Annotated in this window: 20 protein-coding genes; 15 read left to right on the plus strand and 5 right to left on the minus strand. The window is 45.6% G+C overall.

The annotated features are described in order from the left end of the window. The first annotated feature begins 256 nt into the window (after window positions 1-256). The 11 genes from C0033_RS12405 (at window position 257) to C0033_RS12455 (ending at window position 12,194) form a co-directional block, all read left to right on the plus strand. On the plus strand, window positions 257-1,408 hold the full coding sequence (locus C0033_RS12405) for an ABC transporter substrate-binding protein (RefSeq protein ID WP_103228186.1): 1,152 nt from the start codon (window positions 257-259) through the stop codon (window positions 1,406-1,408). A 73-nt stretch (window positions 1,409-1,481) separates the two neighbouring features. Beyond that, a complete protein-coding gene (locus C0033_RS12410) occupies window positions 1,482-2,270 on the plus strand; it encodes an ABC transporter permease (RefSeq protein WP_103228187.1) in 789 nt (262 codons plus the stop codon). 8 nt (window positions 2,271-2,278) lie between these two features. Further along, window positions 2,279-3,055, plus strand: a complete 777-nt coding sequence (locus tag C0033_RS12415; RefSeq protein WP_242984489.1) for an ABC transporter permease — start codon at window positions 2,279-2,281, stop codon at window positions 3,053-3,055. After that, window positions 3,028-3,804 carry an ABC transporter ATP-binding protein gene (locus C0033_RS12420; RefSeq protein ID WP_347501103.1) on the plus strand — a complete coding sequence of 259 codons (777 nt, stop codon included), beginning with the start codon at window positions 3,028-3,030 and terminating at the stop codon, window positions 3,802-3,804. Before C0033_RS12415 ends, C0033_RS12420 begins: the two co-directional genes overlap by 28 nt. Window positions 3,805-3,816: 12 nt before the next feature. Continuing rightward, window positions 3,817-4,560 (plus strand): ABC transporter ATP-binding protein, encoded by a 744-nt coding sequence (locus tag C0033_RS12425; protein ID WP_103228189.1) that lies wholly within the window; start codon window positions 3,817-3,819, stop codon window positions 4,558-4,560. 65 nt (window positions 4,561-4,625) lie between these two features. After that, the gene (locus tag C0033_RS12430; RefSeq protein ID WP_103228190.1) at window positions 4,626-6,092 is read left to right on the plus strand and encodes a sulfatase-like hydrolase/transferase; all 1,467 of its coding nucleotides are present in this window, start codon (window positions 4,626-4,628) and stop codon (window positions 6,090-6,092) included. Continuing rightward, window positions 6,073-7,590: a sulfatase-like hydrolase/transferase gene (locus tag C0033_RS12435; protein ID WP_242984490.1), complete on the plus strand. Its 1,518-nt coding sequence runs from the start codon at window positions 6,073-6,075 to the stop codon at window positions 7,588-7,590. The genes C0033_RS12430 and C0033_RS12435 overlap by 20 nt, the downstream gene beginning before the upstream one ends. Window positions 7,591-7,695: 105 nt before the next feature. After that, the gene (locus tag C0033_RS12440; RefSeq protein WP_103228192.1) at window positions 7,696-8,604 is read left to right on the plus strand and encodes a LysR family transcriptional regulator; all 909 of its coding nucleotides are present in this window, start codon (window positions 7,696-7,698) and stop codon (window positions 8,602-8,604) included. A gap of 237 nt (window positions 8,605-8,841) precedes the next feature. Continuing rightward, window positions 8,842-9,978 (plus strand): mandelate racemase/muconate lactonizing enzyme family protein, encoded by a 1,137-nt coding sequence (locus C0033_RS12445; RefSeq protein ID WP_180994708.1) that lies wholly within the window; start codon window positions 8,842-8,844, stop codon window positions 9,976-9,978. Window positions 9,979-10,001: 23 nt separating this feature from the next. Further along, window positions 10,002-11,309, plus strand: a complete 1,308-nt coding sequence (locus C0033_RS12450) for an SLC13 family permease (protein ID WP_103228194.1) — start codon at window positions 10,002-10,004, stop codon at window positions 11,307-11,309. Window positions 11,310-11,381: 72 nt separating this feature from the next. Continuing rightward, entirely contained in the window at window positions 11,382-12,194 is an 813-nt protein-coding gene (locus C0033_RS12455; RefSeq protein WP_103228195.1) for an MBL fold metallo-hydrolase, read from the plus strand. Between the two features lie 48 nt (window positions 12,195-12,242). Here the strand turns inward: C0033_RS12455 and C0033_RS12460 are convergent, their stop codons facing one another. Further along, a complete protein-coding gene (locus C0033_RS12460) occupies window positions 12,243-13,148 on the minus strand; it encodes a LysR family transcriptional regulator (protein WP_103228196.1) in 906 nt (301 codons plus the stop codon). Between the two features lie 137 nt (window positions 13,149-13,285). Between C0033_RS12460 and C0033_RS12465 the strand changes: the two genes are divergently transcribed. Together C0033_RS12465 and C0033_RS12470 are read left to right on the plus strand one after the other, a co-directional pair. Then, the gene (locus C0033_RS12465; RefSeq protein ID WP_103228197.1) at window positions 13,286-14,431 is read left to right on the plus strand and encodes an amidohydrolase family protein; all 1,146 of its coding nucleotides are present in this window, start codon (window positions 13,286-13,288) and stop codon (window positions 14,429-14,431) included. 89 nt (window positions 14,432-14,520) lie between these two features. Next, on the plus strand, window positions 14,521-15,621 hold the full coding sequence (locus C0033_RS12470; protein WP_103228198.1) for a tripartite tricarboxylate transporter substrate binding protein: 1,101 nt from the start codon (window positions 14,521-14,523) through the stop codon (window positions 15,619-15,621). Between the two features lie 112 nt (window positions 15,622-15,733). Here the strand turns inward: C0033_RS12470 and C0033_RS12475 are convergent, their stop codons facing one another. The 3 genes from C0033_RS12475 to C0033_RS12485 form a co-directional block, all read right to left on the minus strand. After that, window positions 15,734-16,882, minus strand: coding sequence for a mandelate racemase/muconate lactonizing enzyme family protein (locus C0033_RS12475; RefSeq protein WP_103228289.1), 1,149 nt, complete (start codon window positions 16,880-16,882; stop codon window positions 15,734-15,736). A gap of 92 nt (window positions 16,883-16,974) precedes the next feature. Further along, window positions 16,975-17,874: an alpha/beta hydrolase gene (locus tag C0033_RS12480; RefSeq protein ID WP_180994709.1), complete on the minus strand. Its 900-nt coding sequence runs from the start codon at window positions 17,872-17,874 to the stop codon at window positions 16,975-16,977. Window positions 17,875-17,895: 21 nt separating this feature from the next. Continuing rightward, on the minus strand, window positions 17,896-19,191 hold the full coding sequence (locus tag C0033_RS12485) for an SLC13 family permease (RefSeq protein WP_103228200.1): 1,296 nt from the start codon (window positions 19,189-19,191) through the stop codon (window positions 17,896-17,898). Between the two features lie 421 nt (window positions 19,192-19,612). Here C0033_RS12485 and C0033_RS12490 point away from each other — a divergent pair, with 421 nt between their 5' ends. After that, complete coding sequence (locus C0033_RS12490; RefSeq protein ID WP_103228201.1) at window positions 19,613-20,551, plus strand: AraC family transcriptional regulator; 939 nt, start codon at window positions 19,613-19,615, stop codon at window positions 20,549-20,551. 10 nt (window positions 20,552-20,561) lie between these two features. Here the strand turns inward: C0033_RS12490 and C0033_RS12495 are convergent, their stop codons facing one another. Next, on the minus strand, window positions 20,562-21,404 hold the full coding sequence (locus C0033_RS12495; RefSeq protein WP_103228202.1) for a YitT family protein: 843 nt from the start codon (window positions 21,402-21,404) through the stop codon (window positions 20,562-20,564). A 321-nt stretch (window positions 21,405-21,725) separates the two neighbouring features. Between C0033_RS12495 and C0033_RS12500 the strand changes: the two genes are divergently transcribed. Further along, the gene (locus tag C0033_RS12500; RefSeq protein WP_103228203.1) at window positions 21,726-22,085 is read left to right on the plus strand and encodes an Hpt domain-containing protein; all 360 of its coding nucleotides are present in this window, start codon (window positions 21,726-21,728) and stop codon (window positions 22,083-22,085) included. Window positions 22,086-22,089 lie beyond the last annotated feature (4 nt).

Raw genomic sequence — 22,089 nt, forward strand, 5'->3', positions numbered from 1 at the left:
AGGATTCCCACCTTTACAAATCCCCCCTAATATTTTGCTAATTGTACAAATAAACCAAAATATAGAAAAAACAATAAAATAAAATGCGCAAAATGATAGAAAAACCCTCCATACCTGTTAAAAAATATACAAACAACACAATAAAAAAAGAAAATATTTAAAAATTATTGACAAATATAATTGGCGGTGATATAAAAGAATCATGTAATGAATACGTATTCAAAATAGCAAAGCACATTTAATCAAGGAGGAGAAAATGAAAAAGAAAATTTTAGCGTTGACATTAGCGGTTACCATGGCGGCGGCAGGCGTGGGATGCGGCGGAGCAAAAACCACAGCTACCGACAGTACAACGGCAAAAGCTGCTGAGACTACCACAGCGGCGGCAGCAGGAGAAACCAAAGGAGAGGCAGCAGCAGAGTCGAAAGAAGGGAATAAGGAAGCGCCTGTCAGTTCAGGAAAGACACTGATCGTAGGAACCATGGCCAACTCCCTGGGCCTTCCGGTTCATCAGGCTGATATCGCCGGATATTTTAAGGATGCAGGTTTGGACGTGAAGATTGAGATATTTGCAACCGGAGCTCCGATTAACGAGGCGATGGCGGCAGGAAACCTGGATGTGGCGGTCAGCGGTATGGCTTCCGTTTACGCTCTGGCAACAGGCATGTATACATATATCGGCGACGGTGTTATTACAACAGGCGGTGAATCCATCTATGCGAGAGCGGACAGCCCGATTGCAAAAGCGGCGGCTAATGACAGAGGGGTTATCGGAGATGCTGAAGTATTAAAAGGCGCATCCATTTTAGGGCCTCTGGCTACAACCGCTCATTATCAGGCGATCAAGTACATGGAAACATTTGGTTTGACAACGGATGATTTCAGCATGGTTTCTATGGACTATCCTCAGGCTTATCAGGCATTTGTTACAGGCGAAGGCGATCTGGTTGCCAATAAGATGCCATACACCAATCAGTTGGAAGAGGCCGGATATGTAAAAGTTTGTGATATGAACATGGTTTCCGACAGCCCGATCATCGATACGATCTTTACCCAGAACAAGGTTATGGAAGAGAGAAGCGGAGATTTGGAATTATTCCTGGACTGCTACTACAGAGCATGTGAAGACCTTATGAAAGACGAAGCCAACAGAAGAAAAGTGGCTATGGAATGGTATGCGGAAGAGGGTATCACCTACAGTGAATCCGATATGGATACCGAGATTTCCGTTAAGGATTACTACACACGGGAAACCGTTGCTTCAGAAAATCAGTTGGGACAGTTTATGATTGATATCGGCAGCTTTTATGTAGATCAGGATGTTATTTCAAAAGATGATTTCCCGAAAGTGGGAGCCAGCATCAACTCATCATTAATTGAGAATGTAAAAGCGCGTGCTGGTAAATAAGATTGACAACGGGATTTGGCAGAAAGCTGAATCCCGTTTGTAACACAGCGGCAGTTTTGTATGAGGAGAGCATATGAAAGAAAATGGAAAAAAGATGAAATACCTGGCGGTTTCCTGTGCGTCCATTTGCGTGGTTATTTTTATCTGGTATCTGTGCATTAACGTACTGCATATGAAATCTGAAACAGTATTTCCCGGGCCAATGAAGGTATTCCGGACATTTGTACAGAAGTTTTATACGAAAGCCCCTGACGGAGGCACATTGCAGCAGCATCTTTGGGCCAGCATCAAGGTCGCCCTGTTCGGATATATGCTGGGCGCTGTCGTAGGCGTTCCCTTGGGAATCGCGATGGCATGGAATAAATGGGTGGACCGTTTTGTAAGGCCTTTATTCGACTTAATCCGGCCGATTCCCGGTTTGGCATGGATTCCCATGTTCATCCTTTTATTCGGTATCGGCATCACATCAAAAGCCCTGGTTATCTTCCTGGGCGCGCTGATCGCCTGCGTGGTGAACAGCTATACGGGAATCAGCCAGACGAAGGAACTTCATCTGTGGGTCGGCGATGTGTTCGGAGCTTCCGATCATCAGAAATTATTCAAGATCGCAATTCCTACCGCCCTTCCGATGATATTTACCGGGCTCAGGGTTGCTCTTGGAACGTCCTGGACCGCGCTGGTTGCGGCGGAGCTTTTGGCGTCCACCAAGGGACTGGGTTATATGATACAGCAGGCGAGAGCGATCTCCAGACCGGATATTATCATTGTCGGAATGCTGGCAATCGGAGCTGTAGGGGCCATATTTGACGCGCTGCTCCATGTTGTAGAGGTTAAAGTTGCGAAAGGAATGAATGTAAAATGAGCAAAAAGATGAGTTCAGATAAGGCCATATCCACGGCGGCAGCCTGTATCTCCATCGGATTATTCCTCGTGCTGTGGCTGTGGGGCACCAAGGCGACAACTTTGGGCCTTTTGATTCCCGGACCGGTGGAAGTGTTAAAAGCAGTTGGAGCGGGCATTGTGGGAAAAGTAGGAAAGCACGGAATACTGGCCCATGCGGGATACAGCCTGATGCGTGTTATGATCGGATTTACCATCGGTTCTATCGTGGGCGTGGCCTTAGGCCTTTTGATGGGGTGGTACCCCATGGCGGACGCTATCTTTAATCCGTTATTCAGGATTATCAGGCCGATTCCGCCGATCGCTTGGATACCGATTTCAATTATCTGGTTTGGTTTAGGGGAAAATGCTAAGATTTTTCTGATCTTTTTAGCGTCCTTTTCAAACACCACGTTAAATTCCATGTCCGGGGCCAAAAGCATTGATCCGGAAGTTGTTAACGCCGCCAGGATGCTGGGGGCGAAGGAAAGCCAGATTTTTATGACCATTGTGCTTCCCGCATCGGTTCCGGCCATATTTGCCGGATTACAGGTAGCGATCTCAAGCAGCTGGGCGACGGTTCTGGCGGCGGAGATGGTGAGATCGTCCGAAGGACTTGGATGGATGATCGTAGCCGGAATGAACAATAACGATATGATTCAGATTTTGTCAGGAATTGTGATGATTGGCGTAGTCGGCTACATCCTGGCGATTATAATGAGAAAAGCGGAGGAAATCTTATGTCGGTGGAACAAGAGCGGTCAGTAGACTCAGTAATTGAATGTGTTGACTTATGTAAATCATTTCCTACGCCCAATGGTGAATACGAAGTCGTTAAGAATTTTAATGTAAAAGCAAAAGAGAATGAATTTTTAGTACTGTTCGGACCGGGACAGTGCGGTAAGACCACGATCATCAACCTGATCGCCGGATTTGAAAAAGCCAGTTCCGGAAAGATTCTGATGAGAGGAAAAAGTGTGGAAAAGCCGGACCCGTCCAGAGGAGTTGTATTCCAGTCAACCGCCCTGTTTCCTTGGATGACAACTATGGGCAACGTGGAATACGGACCTAAGGTGGCCGGAGTGCCCAAGGAAGAGCGCCAGAAGAAAGCCCAGAAATATATCGATCTGGTGGGACTTCAGGGATTTGAAAAATCATTTCCCTCCAAGCTTTCAGGCGGTATGAAACAGAGGGTGGGTATTGCCAGAGCTTACTGCAACGAGCCTGAAGTGATGCTGATGGACGAACCGTTCGGCGCTTTGGATGCGCAGACCCGTTATCTGATGCAGGAGGAACTGCAGAGAATCTGGGAAGCGGAAAAGCGGACCGTAATCTTTGTAACGAATAATATAGAAGAAGCCCTCTATCTGGCAGACCGGATACTGGTGCTCACAAACTGTCCGGCAACGGTTAAAAGGGAATATATCATCGACTTGCCGAGACCAAGAAACCTAGTATCGCCGGAATTTCTGGAACTGAGAAAGACAATAACCGGCATCATGGACAGCACATTATAGGAGAGGTGGACGATGAGCGAAAAAGTAAAAGTTAAAGTTAACCATCTTACAAAGAAGTTTGGGGATCTGCTTGTTCTTGATGATATGTCCTTTAATGTAGACGACGGAGACCTGCTCTGCGTGGTGGGACCTACGGGCTGCGGAAAAACTACATTTTTAAACAGCCTGACTAAGATATACGACATTACGTCAGGTGAGATCCTGTTAAACGGCGAAAAGGTAGATCCCAAAATCCAGAATATTGCCTACATCTTCCAGGGAGATTCCACGATGCCATGGCTTACCGTAGAGGAAAATGTGCGGTTTGGCCTGGATATCAAGAAGATTCCGGAGCAGAAGAAAAAAGAGCAGGTGGAAAAATACTTAGAGATCGTAGGTCTGACCAAGTTCAGAAAATACTATCCCAAACAGCTTTCAGCCAGCATGCTGCAGAGAGTGAGCATAGCCCGGGCATTTGCCACGGAGCCGGAGCTTCTGCTGATGGACGAACCGTATGGACAGCTGGATATCGAACTGCGTTTCAAGCTGGAAGATGAACTGGTAAAGCTTTGGAAACTGACCAAGACAACCGTGCTTTTCATCACCCATAACATCGAAGAGGCGGTATATCTGGGCAACAAGATCATGATTCTGACCAATAAACCGACCACGGTAAAAACCACGATTATCAATGACCTGCCGCGCCCTAGGGATATTGCGGACCCTGAGTTCGTAAGGCTCAGAAATGAAGTTACTGAGCTGATTAAATGGTGGTAAATTCTGTAAAAATGAACCAATACTACAAATACGGCGCAGAAATAAGATAGATGACGGAGGAATAGATGAAGGCAATAACGATTATGTATGATTCCCTCAACCGTAATTACCTGCCTTGCTATGGTGACACGGAATCGATAACACCGAATTTCAAACGGCTGGCCGAAAAAACGGTGACATTTGACAAATTTTATGTGGGAAGCCTGCCATGCATCCCGGCCAGAAGGGAGCTCCATACAGGGCGGTATAATTTCATGCACCGCTGCTGGGGGCCGCTGGAACCGTTCGATGATTCCATGCCGGCTATACTGGGGGAAAACGGCATTTATTCCCACTGTGTTACAGACCATGCTCACTACTGGCAGGAGGGCGGCAGCACTTACCATACCAAATTTACCACCTGCGAGATGATCCGCGGACAGGAAGGCGATTTCTGGTGCGGTAAAGTGGATGGATTTGAAAAAAATCTGGATCTCCACCGCCAGGATGCGGTGAACCGGACGGAAATGCAGGGGGAAGAAAATCATCCCCACTATAAAACATACCAGGCCGGAATGAAATTTTTAGAGGACAATGCGGACAAAGACAACTGGTATCTTCATATCGAATATTTCGATCCCCATGAGCCTTATTTTGTGCCGGACCGGTATAAAAAGATGTATACGGATCAGGCGGCCGAGTTCGACTGGCCGTTTTACGGCGAGGTGGACGAAGCGTCGGATGAAGTGAAGGAAGCCAGAATTAATTACAGGGCTGTGCTTTCCATGATGGATCACTATCTTGGAAAAATCCTGGATTTTATGGACGAACACGACATGTGGAAGGATACCATGCTGATCGTTAATACCGATCATGGATATCTGCTGGGAGAGCACGGGTTCTTCGGAAAGAACTATATGCCCAATTATGAGCAGATCACACACACCCCGTTTTTCCTCCATCATCCCGATCTGGATTTCGACGGAGAGCGGAGGGATGAGCTGGCGCAGACAATCGATATCGCGCCCACCATTTTAGACTGTTTCCATATTGAAAAGCCTAAAGATATGCTTGGCAAGTCACTGCTTCCCGTGATTTCGGATCATAAGAAGATTCATGATTATATTCTGTTCGGGTATTTTGGAAAACATGTGAATATAACGGATGGAAGATATGTGTATATGAGAAGCGGCCGCAGCGCTGAAAAGGGGATATTGAATAATTATACCCTGATACCGCTTCATATGTTTGAACCGTTTTCGGTTGCGGAGCTGAAAGAGGCGGACACGGTGCTGACGGATGAATTTTCATTTACAAAAGGCGCTCCTGTGATGAAGATTCCGGCCAGCGGGGAGACGTCTCCCAACAATTCCTGCTATTGGTTTGAACAGCATATGAAATATGGCGATCTGCTGTTTGATCTGGAGACAGACCCCGGACAGCAGAACCCTCTTAAAGATCCGGAGACAGAAGCACGCATGAAAGCGGCCATGAAAGAACTTATGAAAGAAAATGAAGCGCCGTCTGAACTTTATGAAAGGATCGAATTGTAACATGGAAAGTAAAACCACAGCTGACAAACCCCTTAATATCGTCTGGTTTTGTACGGACCAGCAGAGATGGGACACCATTCACAGTCTGGGGAACCCATATATAAAAACTCCGAATATTGACAAATTGGTGGCGGAGGGAGTGGCCTTTACAAGGGCATATACACAGGCTCCCATATGCACGCCCAGCCGTTCCTGTTTTCTGACGGGGCGGTATCCGAGGACGACGAAGGCATTTTTCAATGGAAATGACACCTATTCCAAAGACGAAAAGCTGGTGACAAAACTGCTTTCGGACAGAGGATATACCTGCGGCCTGTCGGGCAAACTGCATCTGACTTCCGCACAGGGACGGATGGAGAACCGGACAGACGACGGCTATTCTTACATACAATGGAGCGAGCATCCCAACAATGACTGGCCAAACGGAGAAAATGATTATCAGAACTGGCTGAAGGAAAAAGGGCAGAAATGGGAAGAAATCTACGGCGGAAAATACACCAGCATGGCAACCTGGCCCCCTACGCCAAACCCCAATTTTACGGGTAAAACGGTAGGCGTCCCGGCCCGGTATCACCAGACGACCTGGTGCGTGGAAAAGGCCATAGAATTTATAGAGCAGAACCGGGGAAAGGAAACGCCGTGGCTGATCAGCCTGAATCCTTATGATCCCCATCCGCCTTTAGACCCGCCTCAGGAGTACAAAGACCGTTTAAAGATTGAGGATATGCCGCTTCCACTGTGGAAGGAGGGCGAACTGGACAACAAGCCGCCCCACCAGCAGAAGGATTTCTATCAGGGAGGACAGGACGGACAGGCGGAGCCGTTTCCTGAACTGAGCGATGATGACAAACGGGAGCGTTTCCGGGATTATTATGCGGAAATCGAACTGATTGACGACCAGTTCGGACGTTTGATGGATTATTTGGAAGAGATTGGGGAAAAGGACAATACATTGGTGATCTTTATGAGCGATCACGGGGAGATGAACGGGGATCACGGTCTATACTGGAAGGGCGCTTATTTTTACGAGGCCCTGACTCATATTCCGTTAATCATGTCCTGCCCGTCCAGATTTCCAAAGGGGCTGAAATGCAATGCGTTGGTGGAACTGGTGGATATCGCCCCAACTCTGATGGAACTGGCCGGATATGAAGTGCCGTTTTATATGCAGGGAAAGAGCCTGGCGCCTATTCTGACCGGACAGGCGTCTCCGGATTACCATAAGGATTCCGTGTATTCCGAATATTATTACTGCCTGAAAGGAACCCATGAGGATATTTTTGCTACCATGCGGTTTGACGGCAGATATAAAATCGTTAATTATCATAATAAAGAGTTTGGAGAGTTGTATGATCTGGAAAATGATCCGGAGGAATTTGTGAACCTTTGGGATAATCCTGATTATGCTGTGCTGAAGGCGGAGCTGATTAAGAAGAATTTCGACAGCGCGGTGATGAAAAATATGGATTATTCGATGAACCGGATTAATGATTATTAATTTCCATATTAAAAAGCGTCAATGAAATTACTGATATAATCCTCACAATTAATGTTATAATAAAAAATATGAGAGCTGTTAAACAATAATTGGAGGGGGAAAGCTATGACGTTAGTTCAAATGCAGTATTTTCAGGCGGTATGTCAATGGGGCAGTTTTTTAAAAGCATCGGAACAGCTTCACGTGTCACAGTCGGCGATTTCGCTGTCCATTAAAAATATGGAAAAGGAGTATAATATAATATTTTTTGAGCGGGATAAAAATGCGCTGAGAATTACGGAGGCAGGCAGAAATATCCGGGAAGAAATCAGTTCCATCCTCGAGAAATATAATCATTTGGAGAATAAAATTCAGAATATGTCCATAAACAGGGACTATATCCGCGTCGGAGTTTCCACTTTGGGCGGAAATGCCGTATTTCCCCTTATCCTGTCCGAATTGAAGAAACAGCATCCGGATATGGTGGTTTCAACTATGGAGGAATCTACAAAGCGCCAGTTTGAAATGCTTGACGAGAACCTTTTAGATGTAATAATAACCCATCGGCGGTTTGAAACACCGGAAGAAAAGTTTAAATTCGATGAGGTATATGGCAAAATGCAGTTAATAAGAGACAGGCAGGCATTCTGCGTCAATATAAAAAATCCAATTTCCATGAAAGAATCTGTCACATGGGAGGATATTGCCGGGGAACCATTGATCCTTTTGAAAGATAATTTTATGCAGACTGTCAGCATCAAGCAGCGTTTTGCGGAAAGGGGGATGGAGCCGGTCATCCTGCAGCAAACAAGCCAGATGTATACGGTAGAACGTTATATTGAACAGAACATAGCAGCCGGATTTCTGCCCATGAGCGCAGTGCGGTATAATTCATTAATTAAAGCATTTACACTGAATGAACTGCCTAACCGGTATGTGAGTTGTTTTTGGAGGAAGGACAGATATCAGTTTAATGCAGTTAAAAAATTTCTTTCCATTGCGAAAGATGTTAGTCAAAAATATAATAAAGAATGAAAGCAGCCTGTTTGTCCATTGGGATGATAGAAAAGGTATAAAAAGGAAGGCGGAATTTGGGTTCGGATAGAAACCAGTTCCACCTTCTTTTTTGTGTTCATCTATATTAAAAATACTCAATCTGACCAAGATAAACTCGTTTGATAACGAGGGTATGTGATAATATACTAAAACCATCGATGAAACAAGCTAAATACCGGTATATTTGCTAAAAATGTTGAAATGAGGAGAGCGTTGATGAAGATTACAAAAATTGAGCCGATTTTGGCGGGACACCGCTATCTGTTTGTCAAGGTTCATACGGATTCCGGATTGACCGGAATTGGGGAATGTGGGGCCTGGGGATATCAGGAAGCGACGGCTGTTGTGCTGAAGCAGATGGAGAAATTGATAATGGGCCTGGATCCGATGAGGATTGAATTTATTTGGGATGCACTGACGCGTAACCTGCATTTCAGAGGTTCTTTAGTCCAAAGCGCAATTTCCGGGATCGATATAGCCCTGTGGGATTTAAAAGGAAAGTTTTTTAATGTTCCCTGCTATGAACTTTTGGGAGGAATGGTCAGGGAAAAGATTAAAATCTACGTTAACGCCAGAGGGAGAAATAGTGACGAGGTAGCGGAAAATGCCGCAAAACTTGCAGAAAGCGGTTTCAAATCCATTCGATTTTCTCTTCATCACTCGAAAGATAAGGACGGAAGATGCGGTGACAATTTCTCTGAACAGGTAATGCAGGCGGAAGAAATGATGAAAAAGGTCAGAGAAGCGGTTGGCTGGAATGTGGATGTGGCAATCGAATGCCATCGCGGTTTCAGAGCTTCAGAGGCGATCGAAATCGGAAGGGCTGTTAAAAAATACCGGCCTTACTTTTTTGAAGACCCGGTTCCGGATAATGCGGAAGCTATGCCTGAGGTGATTAAACAGTGCCAAATCCCTGTTGCCACCGGGGAGCGTTTTATAAATCCAATGGAGTTTGACACGCTGATCAGCCATTCAGCCGTCCGCTACATCCGTCCGGATATGTGCGTGGCCGGAGGTCTGACGGCCGGTAAAAAGATAGCCGCACAGGCGGAAGCCAAAGGAATTTACCTGATTCCCCATAATCCGTTGGGGCCGGTGTCGACTGCCGCATGCCTGCAGCTTGACGCCTGCATCCCCAACTTTGAGATTCAGGAATATCCTATGGGAAATGGTGTCTGCCGTTTGGACAAGGAGATGAAAGAGCCGTTTGAAGTGGAAAACGGCTATATAATCCTGCCGAAAAAACCCGGTTTGGGTGTGGAATTGATTGATGATATTGATAAAGTGTTTAAATTTGAAGGAGCTTATGGGGGAATTAACCAACACGAAGATGGCTCAATTGTAGACAGATAAAAGAAAGAGGGGGAGGAAATTATATGCAGATTGGCATCTTATTTATTACTTTTGCGGCCTTTTTTGGTCTGGTAGTATCCGGAAAGGTAAAGATTCACGTGGCCGCCATGCTGATTCCGATTGTATTGGAAATAACCGGAGTACTAAAATTTGAAGAGGCTTGGGGCGGGCTTACCAATTCATCCGTAATTATGATGGCTTCCATGTTTGTAGTTGCGGCAGGATTAAATAAAACCGACTTAGTGGCTAACTTGAGCAAGGCGGTAATCAAACCCGGGGCCAGCGACATTAAAATTCTATTCGGCCTTATGATCCCTGCAGTTTTTCTGGGAAGTGTGGTAAACGGATCGGCGTCAATGGCAATTTTGATACCCATTGTATACCAGGTTTGTGCGGAACACAAACGTCCGGTCAGCAAGTTTATGCACCCGATTATGATCCTGTCTTCCATGTGGGCCGGATTTATCCCTACCGGAGGCAATGCAGGAAGCTATCTTGCCAACAATACCATAGTTGAAAAACTGGGCGGTGTGGGGACATTTACATATTTCACTAATTTCATATTAAAAGTGCCGAGCGTAATTATCATATGTATTCTTGCATTTGTAGTTGGTTTAAAGTTCGCACCGGATAATGGAAATATCCCGACATTAGGCACTGAAAAGGCTAAAAACGACGGCAGAGGCAGGCAGGAAGGCAAAAGAGAAGAAAAAGAACTGACGGCAGCTCAGCAGCAGTTGGCGAAAATAATCTTTATCGGTACGGTAGCCGGTATTGTAGTGTGTGCACTGACAAACGTAAATACGTGGTATCCATCTGTTATCGGAGCCATGCTTATGGTTTTACTGGGCATTTTAAATGACCGTGAAGCGATTCGCGCAATGGGAAATCCGGTTATATTCATTTTCGTGGGAACTCTGCCAATGGCTAACGCGCTGAAGATTACCGGAGCGGATGTCATGTTGGCCAATGCTTTCCAGAGTTTGACCGGAAATATGAGTCCGATACTGGTTATGATTTGTATGTATGTAATTTGTATGGTTATGACGCAGTTCCTGACAAACTCAGTGGTTTCCAACACATTCAAAATGCTGGCGGCAGTTATCGCAGTACAAAGCGGTTACGATCCTCGGGCATTGATGCTGGCCGTTCAGGCGGGCGTTGGCAACTGTTTTGCACTGCCTACTGCAGCGCCGCCGATTACCATGGCTTATGAGGCAGGCGGATATACGTTAAAACAGCATTTTAAGCAGGGAATTGTCTACAGCGTCGCACAGTTTTTGATATTTATTATTTGGGTACCGCTTGTATTTCCGCTGATTCCAGGCTGAAATTAAAGTGAAACGTGAAGGCTTTTTCAAAAAAGCCTTCACCCTTTATGTAAAAAAGAGGAGGAATAAATTATGACAGAACAGCCAAGAAAAAAGATTCAGGATGGGCCGGTTGAGCCAATTAAGATTTTTGATGATGTTTATTATATCGGCAGAAAAGGTGTTGGTGTATTTGCCGTAACAACCAGCGAAGGCATTGTATTGATTGATTCGATGGACCCGGTGGACGCAGCAGAAAAACACATTATTCCAGGGATGGAACAACTGGGGCTGAATCCGGCGGACATTACAGATATCATTCTGACTCACGGACATTTTGACCATTTTGCCGGAGCCAAACATCTCCAGGATAAATTTCATTGCCGTGTCGGAATCGGATTGACAGACAGCGGGTATATGGTATATTCCGAGTATCGGGGCGAAGAAATTGAGTACCCTCACATTGACTTTATTCTCGAAGACAGAAAAGAAATGGTATTTGGAGAGCATATTTTCCGCCCAATCTTAACGCCAGGCCATACGCCGGGCTGTATGTCTCTTATATTTAACTGCCATGACAATGGAACAGAGCATTGGGTCAGCCTTTGGGGAGGCGCCGGTCTTCCCAGACCAAATGAAGGGATTGATAAGCAGCTTGGCAATGCCTGTGATTTTGCATATTCCGCTTATATATTCCAAAAAGAGTGTGAACTCAGGGAGTGCGACGTTGTGCTTGGCGTTCATCCGCATCGGTGCGGCCTGTTCGAAAAGGCTGATAAATTGAAGGCCAGAAAACCTGGAGAAGAAAATCCATTTGTGGTAGGAGCAGAAGGTGTTAAGGCCAATCTGCATATCAGAGGAACCGAGGCAATCGAACTCGCCCGGAAAGTAATAGACGAGATGTAGTTCGAATGCCGCGGGTGTACCATAACTATTGGATGACGGCTGAATTGGTTAAATCAGCCGTTCAAAATAGTCCTTAGCCAGTTCTATAAAATACTGCTCCGCCTTCGTAAAGATCATCCCTTTTCTGAATGAAATGCTCTGGCTCCAGTATTCCTTAGGTTCCAGCGAAAAACAGGCGGCGCTCGTTTTATCTTTAATGGAAGTTTCCATCAGAATGGACGGCCCCACGCCCTGACGCACCATCTCGTATGCGGTGGAGCTGAGGCTGGTTTCCAGCATGATTTTTGGCAGAAATCCGGCTTTTATAAAATGGGATTCGGCGATGGAACGAAGCTTTGTATCCCTGGACATGAGGACGAACGAATCATTTTTCAGCAGTTTTAAGTCCAGGGAAGCGTATGGCTGGTTCGGCGGGACGGCTAAATGCGCCAGAGGATGATTGAGGGGCAGGGCGGTCACCACCTCGCATGGCGCAAAAGAAATGTGTTCCAGCTGGGAATGAATGGAGCATTGGCCGGTAACCGCAAAGTCGATCTTCCCCTCAGCCACATATTCCTCCAGCTTGTTCACATTACCCTCCACCAGATTGACTGTGAAATAAGGATATTTTTCATGAAAAACAGGGAAAATCCGGTTGAACATGGCCGCGCCTATCACGCGGGTAATTCCCAGGTTCAAACATCCGGTTTCACAGTTAGCCAGTTCATCCAGCACTTTATACGTCTGTTTTTTAATCTCCAATATTTCTTTAGCGGAGCGGATATAAACCGCTCCCGCTTCCGTAGGAATCAACTTCTTTCTAATTCTCTTAAACAATGGAAAACCCAGATCCCGTTCCAGACTTGTCAGATAATGGTTCAGAGCCGGCCGCGATATAAAAAGCAGATCGGCGGCTTTGGAGATATTCTGAGTCTCGGCGATTGTAGTGATATATGTAAGCTGTTTTAAGTTCATAGGCCCTCCTAAGTGTAATGTTTTTTGCACTATTTTTGGTTATTTATAAAACTTTACAACCACTATTGCTTTCATTATAATTTGTTTTAACAGAAACGCAAGCGGAACTGTCACAAATAAGGAGTGATAAAAACAATATGATCGATTTAATAATTAAAAACGGACGCATTTACGACCCGGGACAAAAGACCGATTTCATCGGTGATATCGCTGTCCACAGAGGCAAAATTGTCGAGATGGGCCCGAATCTGACGGCGGAGGCGGAAAAATCGGTAAATGCAAAAGGGTTTTACGTGGTTCCGGGCTTAATTGATGTTCACACTCATATTAACTGGCTTGGCAACTATATCGGTATGCCGGCCGATCTTGCAGGAATCCCTATGGGAGTCACGGCCACCATTGATGCGGGAAGCTCCGGCGTTTCTAACTGCCGGTCTCTGCTGCGGTATATGGATACCTGTGAGACGAAAACTAAAATAATGCTGCACGCCAGCGCCGGCGGCCAGATCATGACGAAACAGTACAGCGAAAATATTGACCCAAGTGTCTGGAATCCGGATTTATTTGAACGGGCATTTGAGGAATTTGGTGACCGGATTGTGGGAATTAAACTGAGAATCAGCAGAAATGTGGTTCAGGAACTGGGGATGCGCCCCTTAGAAGAAGCTCTGCGGCTGGCCGGGCATCTGAATACCAGAATATTTGTCCATCCCACGGACCCGCCGGTGCCCATGGCGGAGGTGGCTTCCTATCTTAGAAAAGGCGATGTGATGTGCCATATGTACCATCAGGAAGGTTATACGATTATGGATGGAGACGAGGTGGATGAAGAAGTTAAGAAGGCACGGAACAGAGGGGTTATCTTCGATGTATCCCAGGGAAAAGGAAACTTTTCCATAGCGCTGGCCAAAAAGGCGGTCAGCCAGGGATTTTTGCCATATACGGTCAGCACCGATCTGAACATCGAAAACTGGAACAGTCCGCTGGATTTCAGCCTTTTAATGACTATGTCAAAATTGATGGCATTGGGCATGGGATTTGACGATGTGCTGAAAGGGGTAACTGTAAATGCCGCTGAAATCTTCGGAAAGCCGGGGGAGATGGGGGTATTAAAGGTTGGAACCTGCGCGGATATAACCGTTCTCAGCATGGAAAACCAGAAAATTGAATTTACCGATAAATATAATAACAAAGTGGTGGGAGAACGGATTTTAAAACCGATGGCTACGGTCATCGACGGCAGGCTGTTATATTGTTCCAGCGATACGCTGGCAGTCCGGTAACCGGGAGCGAAGGAAATTTACATAACGGCAGCCATTTGTTGAGAGGAAAATGATGATCCAAAGATCACAAAAGCAAAGGAGAAGGTAAGATGAGAAAAGCAGTATTATCAGCGCTGGTAATGGGGGCTGCGGTCAGTCTGGCCGCATGTGGTGGCTCTGTTTCGGGAACAAAGGCTGAAACATCAAAAGAAAGCACAGCAGCAGCGTCAGAAACGGCAGTACAAGACAAAACAACCGCAGAAACCGCAGCGGAAACGGCCGCAGGTGCGGCGGAACAGGATAAAGAAAGCAGTTTCGCTACCGCTGATCCGGAATGGAAACCGCAGACCGTGATTTCGGTTGTTCTACCCGCATCCGCAGGCGGGACGGTAGACCTTTCCGCAAGAATCTGGGCCCAATATGTGAAGGAAGTCTGCGGTTGGGACGCCGTTGTTGTTAACAGCGCCGGGGCCACCGGTTCCGTAGCGGCTAACCAGGTATTGCAGTCTGAACCGGACGGCTGCACCGTATTATACGGACATAATCTGGTGAACGTGGCCAATGTGGCCGGAGTTACGGACTACAATTATGAAGCTTTCAAGCTGGGGCCCAATTTTTCTGAAGAACCGGCGCAGCAGCTTTACACGAATACCAATACGTACCCGGATTTAGAATCATTTATAGCGGACGCCAAAGCCAATCCAGGCAAATTGCAGGCTTGTACGGAAGTGGGGGCTTATACTTATTATGAACTGCTGGCATTTGAGCAGGCGGCGGGAATTGACCTGGATTTTGTGGATGTGGGATCTACCTCGGAGAAAATGGCGGCGCTATTGAGTGAACAGATTGTTTTAAGCCCTTCCTCTTACGGCGTTGCCAAAGATTATATGGAAGCCGGACTTTTTACCTGTCTGGGATTTCCGGGGCCGGAACCCAGCGAAGTCCTTCCGGGGATAAAGACGTTTAAGGAACAGGGAATTGATATAGAATTTGCGCCTCAGGATTTCTCCTTCTATTTCCCGAAAGACACGCCGGACGAAGTGATCACGGCATATGAAGCAGCAACAAAGAAAATGCTGGAAAATGAAGACTGTATCAAAGCGCTCAGCAATCTGGGACAGGTGCCTAAATACATGTCGTCAGAAGAAGCTGAGGAAAATGAAGCGAAACTCTATAAGCAATTTAAAGACCTGTCAGATTCTCTGAATTAAAAGCGCGGGATATGATTAATGGGCGCCAGAGGATACTTGTAACAAAAGAGCGGGGAGGAAATATACCGAGTTGGTTATATTTCCTCCCCGCTCTTTCACGGGTTTCATGGTATTACCAGTCCTTAACGGAACCGTCAAATGCTCTTTTCGCCGAATTGCTTCCCCGCTCATTAGCCGGGTACAGAATTTCTGCGTCTTCTGCCAGCTCAATCCCGATTCCGGGGGCATCGGGGATCATCAGACAGCCGTTTTCATAGGAAAATGGGGTTTTTACCATTCTGTCTTCCTCTCCATTTAAGCAGAAGCCAGGCAGCTCCTGAATGCCAAGGTTTGGTATGCTGGCGCAAATCTGCAGGCACGCTGCTGTCGAAACCGGTCCCAGCGGATTGTGGGGGATTACCAGGACGTCATGGGCTTCTGCAACCGCGCAGATCTTCTTGCTGACGGTGATTCCGCCTACTGCGCAGACATCGGGGCGGATATACTCAGCCGCACGGCGGGAGAGGAGCATTTCAAATTCTTTTAAGTTGATGTAGCGTTCGCCTGTGGCGATGGGAACCGATATTTTTGAGGCCACTTCAGCCATAGAATCAATATTATCCGGCCCGATCGGATCTTCCAATACCATAGGATGATAGGGTTCCACAGCGCGGCCAAAAGCAACGGCTTCCGGTACGGTCATTCCTCTGTGGGCTTCCAGCACAAAATCGAAATCATTTCCAACGGCTTCTCTGCAAATCCTCACTTTTTCCAACTCATCGTTAATGCGGCCGCAGAAAAACTCATCCCGCCCATCATTTTTAGAATGAATGGGGCCGTTGACAAATATTTTAGCGGCTGTGAAGCCCTGTTCTTTCAGCTTGGCATATCCCTTCGCCAATTCTTCATTTGATTCCGTTTTTGTCATAACGGACGCATAAACGCGGACCTTATCTCTGGTTTTTCCGCCTAAAAGTTCGTAAACCGGAACCCCTAATTTTTTGCCTTTAATATCCCATAATGCAATATCAATTGCCGATATGGCGCTCATAATAACCGATCCCCGGAAATAAACGGACCGCAGGAAATTTTGATTTATATCTTCAATTTTAAACGGATCTTTACCTATTAGATAGCTGCTGAATTTTTCAATGGCCGCAGCCGTAGCGTTTAAATATCCCCAGTTTCCGGCTTCGCCCAAACCAACAATTCCTTCGTCTGTGTACACATGTACAAATAAATAATGTTTTGCATAAAGCAGTTTAACATCAGTAATTTTCATTATCTTTTCAGTTCCTCCATTTCTAAGCGGACATCTTCTTGTGCGGGTAAAGGCCATGTAAGAAGATGCCCCCTTCTGAGTTGTTACATATTTTACCGCCCGATATGGTTGTTAATAAATGTCTCATGAAGCCGTAAAGCCTCTTCCCACTCGCCGTTTCTATTAATTGTAAACCCGTGCATAGAATTTCTGAACCGGCGGGAGGTGACGGTGACCCCTGATTTAGCCAATTTGGCGGCGAAAGCTTCCCCTTCTTCCATGAGGGAATCGTGTCCTGCGCTTATGACGAGACAGTCGGGAAAGGTGCCCAAAACTTCTTCGGATGCCAGAATCGGTGAAGCCAGTGGGGAAACGGCTTCCTCCGGCTGCATGTAAAAGTCCAGATATAATTTCTCCATCTTAGCCCGGGCCATTTTACGCTCATCACCGTATTGATCCGGTGACAGCTTGCAAAATGGATTGGTCATTTGGTTGGCAGGTATATAATCTAAGATCATGGCAGCAGGCCTGAATGCATGGCTTTCGGCATTTTTAATGCAGGCAGCTGCAATCAGATTGCTTCCGGCGCTGTGACCCAGTAACAGGATCTTATCTGTGTCCACATTTAACTGGTCTGCATGTGTAAACGCATATACAATACAGTCATAACACTCATTTACCGCAGCAGGAAATGGATGTTCCGGCGCTAAAACATAATCCACATCCCATACCAGGGCGCCAATGCGGTCCGCCATATGGCTGCAGTAAACCTGGTCTCTGTCCGCCCGACCTTTGATAAAACCGCCGCCGTGAAAATTGATGAGCATCGGCAGTTTTTTATTGGCCGGCGTTTCCGGTCTGAATTCAAATATATGAACGCCATTTTCCGTGGCAGGTATGTACTGTTCGTTCTGTTTTACAGGCAGTGAATCCAGTTCGTCTTTAGATATTGTCTGAAAAGCGCCATTTTTTCTGGCTGATTCGGCCAGTTTAATTAATTCGTCCCGTGTCATAAACTCCTCCATTTCCCTGTATTAAAAGGCCGGGAATACTGTCATCACATAAAATACATAGACCGCGGTCAATATAATCGTGACCAGCCAGCCGCCTTTTATCAGATCCTTCAAATCATAACCGCCTTCAGCCATGGCCATGGGAATTGCCGGCGTTGCCATAGGGGTGAGAAATGCTGTGAGGCAGCCTACGCTTACCAGGATCATAGGCCCAACCGGGTTAGCTCCCAGCGCCTTGCAGGCCAGGATGCAGATCGGGGTAAATACCTGGATAACCGCTCTGTTTAACATAAACTGAGTAACAATAAATGGAACAATAAAGAATAATGCGCCGATCACAAATCCGTTCCGTGTTCCTCCCACAACTGCGCTCAGCCACTGTCCAATCACGTCCCCGGCTCCTGTTTCGCTCAATGCGCTTCCCAGACCCAACGCTCCTACAAATAATAATATCATATCTAAAGGAAGAGCGCCCATAGCATCTTTTGATGAAAGTACGCCGCATAAAACCATTAATATTCCGCCTATGCAGGCAATCGTCCAGCTGGCTACCCCTAACTTGCCGGAAAAATACAGGGCGATAATTGTAGCAAAGAAAATGAAGATTCCTGCCGTATCAGAAAATTTAGACAATTCTGTTTTTTTGCCGCCGCTCATTTTTTTAACGGAACTGTTAATTGGAAGAGTGGGCGTTTTCGGCATAAACTTAGGAGCTATGAATATGGCCCAGGCAGGGATCAGAATCAGCATCGGCCATTTTGCGAAGAAGAAATCGATGGGTTCGATTACGTATTGGCTCATCTCATAAGTGGCTAAAAATGCGTTGTTCTGGCTGGCCTGCGTGATGGCTGCATCCGTTGGAAATGTCATACAGCATCCGATTGCCACAACGGCGAGTGGAAACATGACCTGGGATGGGCTCACGTCGCTTTCGTCACAGAGAGCAGAAACAAGCGGAGCGACGATGGCAAACACAACCATAGGACTGGAAATGAAGTTTGTCAGAATAACGGTTATGATGATGTATCCAAAATAAGCTTTTAAAAACGACCCCTTTGTGATTTTCATAATAAAATCACATAAATTGTGTACAAATGACGTATTGCGGAGCCCGGCCGCCACCATGAACATGCCTGCCATTAAAATGGTGTTGGCATTAGAAAAGCCGCTGAGCGCAGTTGCAGGCTGTAGACAGCCGGTTAAAACCAAAAGAATCATTGAAGTCATTGCTGTGACCCACATAGGAACCTTATTTACGATATAAGCAACCAGAGTTAATGCAAAAATGATAATGCATACGGTAAGTTGTAAATCCATTATATCCTCCTTGTAAATGTTCGCATTATTTGACCGGTCATGCGGTTTGATAAGGTGAGGATAATGGATTTTGGGGGATTTGTCGTTGATATTTTTTACGATATATGAAACTTTTTTGGGGATTTTTGTTTGGGTGGAAAAAAATTTGTGAAAAGAGGGGGATAAAATCCAAATATTATGAATGAGTGGAGGGGCGTGAGGGGTGAAAATATGAGGTGAGCGGGGGGATTTGGGGTGGAGGGAGGAGAAAATAACCGAAAGATTTTACACGTGGAGAATCTTTGGATGTGCTATACTTATAGAAACGTGATATTTTTACATAAAGGGTGAAGGCATTTCTGAAAATGCCTTGAAGTTTAAAGTAAAACGTGAAGGCATTTTCCAAAATGCCTTCACCCTTGAGCTAAAAAGGTGGGGTTTTATGAACGCTGATTTCAATTTAGACTGCCCGGCAGAAAATCTGTCGCTAATCATTTACGCACATGAATTAGCCCGCTACAGTTTCCACTGGCACGAATATGAATACGAAATCGATATTATTTTAAAAGGCAAAGCCGAGTTCTGCTGTGAGGGAAATATTCACACACTGGAGGCCGATGACATCATCGTAATCAATTGCGGAGACGGACACGGTTCTTTTACACTGGAACCTAACACGATTTCCATGGTGCTGCGATTCTCTGCCGAAGCATTACAAAAGTATGTAAATCCCGGAAATCATTATCAATTTCATTGTATTTCCAACGCAAAAACCAGATATCAGCCCCAATTCTGCAAGCTGCGGTACTTTATGGCGCAGATTTTGGAAGCTTCCATGCACCGGCACATTTATTCTCATTTGACCGCAAAAGCATCCATGGAATTGATTCTGTCAACGCTTTACTGTTACTTTTCCCCGGTGGAAGTGCCCAGCATCCGTCCCAAGGATAAATTCCGCCAGAAGAGCATACGAAACATTATAAAATACATCGACAAGCACTATACACAGAAAATCACATTGGAAGATTTAGCCCGTATATCGAAATATAATAAAACCTATGTTTCAACATTCTTCAAGTTAAATGTGGGAATGAACTTTTATGAGTATCTGACAAGAGTCCGGTTCATGAAAGCCTTAGATGATCTGGATAATACCAATAAAAACCTGACAGAAATTGCCATTGACAACGGATTTCCGGACCTAAAATCCTTTAATTACCGTTTCCGAGACGTATTTCATATGTTTCCATCGGAATACCGGCTGCTGGCGGTCGATGTGCCCGGCAGGGAAGGAGTCACGCAGCGGCGGTATTGCGATGTGGAAAATCAGATGCTTCAGAAAAAAATAGCCGAATATCTGTGGATGGATGATTTCGCATAAGCTGTTCGGTCTAGCGCTTTGGCCGGTAAATGATCTCATTGACCGTATAAACGGTTACGAACGCATTTTTATCCGTTTTCAGAACGTAGGTCATCAGCGTTGCATACTCGTTTTTATCGACAATGGTGATGATCTCCTTCCGGGGCTTTCCGTCATAGGCACCGATGGCTTCGTAGATAGTTGCGCCGCTGTGGAGGTGGTGCAGGATAAAATCTCTGATTTCTTCCTCGCGCTGGGAGATGATGCATACCCGTTTTTTGATATTGAAGCCAAAGATGAAGTGATCCAGGGCGATTCCGTTCAGATACGTTCCCAAGACGCTGAGCACCACTATCTTTTTATCGTAGACGAGAGCCGAGGACAGGGCCACGCACATGCCGGCTAAGGACATGGCTTTGCCCAGATCCATCCTGAGATATTTATTCAAAAACTTTGCCACGATGTCCAGTCCGCCTGACGATGCGTTCCGGTTAAACAAAAGGGCCAGTCCGATGCTGACCACAAAGATGTAGCACAGCACATCCAGAAATGCGTCGTTGGTGATGGACTGGTTGTTGGGGAACATCATTTCAAAAACACCCAGCACCACGGGGAGCAGAAATGAGGTATACACGGTCTTGGCGCCAAATTCCCTGCCTATGAAAAGAAAGCCCAGTATCAGCAGCAGGGTGTTTAGAATCAGGGTGATTACAGAAATGTTTAAGGGAACAAAGTTCCCCAAAACGATGGCCAGACCGGAGATGCTGCCTACCGAGACATGGCTGGGGATTAAAAAGAAAAATACAGCTGCGGCAACAATTATAGTCGCCAGAGTAATGATAATAAATTCTTTGACCGTTTCTAACTTTTTCATTCAAAACCTCCAATATATTTAGTTTCAGCAGACGGATCACCGTCTGACGAAATACCCTCTAGTATGATATCATATCAGGAGCCTGCCTGCAATTTGGATAAAAAACGTATTTACTCGGTTTTTATTCATATTTCAGGCTTTTTTTGACAGATCGAACAAAATATCTATTCTATAAAATTTGTGATTGTGTTAAACTTATAAAAGCAGGTATTTGTTATTGCAGGTTAGCTGCCTGTCTTTTATGGAGTTAATTTATGAGAGTACTGAACAATTTTGGATTAGGAACATATAAATATCAGTGATAATAATAAGGAGAAAGAGATGAACGAAAATTTTAAGACGGCGTTGGTTGAAGCTGGGGTAGATGTGGAAGGAAGTATCAGACGGTTCTGCGGTAATGAAGGGTTATATGAGAAGTTTTTAATGAAGTTTCTGGCTGACGATAATTTCGATAAGATGGAGCCGGCATTCAGAGACAATGATTTTGATACGGCTTTGATTGCTGCTCATACGCTAAAGGGCGTCAGCGCCAATTTGGGAATTAACAGAGTTTATGAAATTGCTTCTGAGATTGTCAATCTGATTCGAAATGAAAAGTATGAAGATGCCAAAGGCTTATACAATAATTTTGAAAACGCCTATAAGGAGATATACCAGATTATAGAACATGAACAGAGGTGATAAA

Origin of the sequence: Clostridium sp. chh4-2 (assembly GCF_002899675.1) — a bacterium.
GTDB lineage: Bacteria > Bacillota > Clostridia > Lachnospirales > Lachnospiraceae > CHH4-2.